We start from the raw sequence: 543 nt of genomic DNA on the forward strand, positions 1-543 counted from the left end.
AACAAATCTAGAGCCGGCAAAATGGTCGAATGGACAGACTTCGAGCGCGCCACCATCCAGGACATCTTCGCCAAGTTGGACTATGAGGTCGTCGGCCCTGCAGCTCTTTCCAGGTGTCTGATCGTCTACCCCTGGACTCAGAGGTATTTCGGTAACTTTGGAAACCTCTACAACGCCGCTGCAATCATTGCAAATCAGAATGTTGCAAAACACGGAAAAACCATCCTCCACGGTATGGACCGGGCTTTGAAGAACATGGACAACATCAAGGAGACCTATGCAGAGCTGAGCGTGCTGCACTCCGAGAAACTGCACGTGGACCCTGACAATTTCAGGCTGCTGTCTGACTGCCTGACCATTGTGATCGCCTCTAAGATGGGTAAATGCTTCACCGGTGAGGTCCAGGCAGCTTTTCAGAAGTTCCTGACCGTGGTGGTGTCCTCCCTGGGAAGACAGTACCACTAGAGAGCTGCAGCAGGAGACCATCACATGTGGATCATTTGTTTAAAAGCTCTTTGTTTTTATCATGCATCAGAAACGTAC

Annotated in this window: 1 protein-coding gene; it reads left to right on the forward strand. The window is 50.5% G+C overall.

Features of this window, described 5'->3' with window-relative positions:
- A partial coding sequence (locus QNI15_RS38940) for a hemoglobin beta-like protein (protein ID WP_314037616.1) occupies positions 1-465 on the forward strand: 465 nt, incomplete at its 5' end.
- Positions 466-543 lie beyond the last annotated feature (78 nt).

This window comes from Xanthocytophaga flava (assembly GCF_030068545.1).
GTDB lineage: Bacteria > Bacteroidota > Bacteroidia > Cytophagales > 172606-1 > Xanthocytophaga > Xanthocytophaga flava.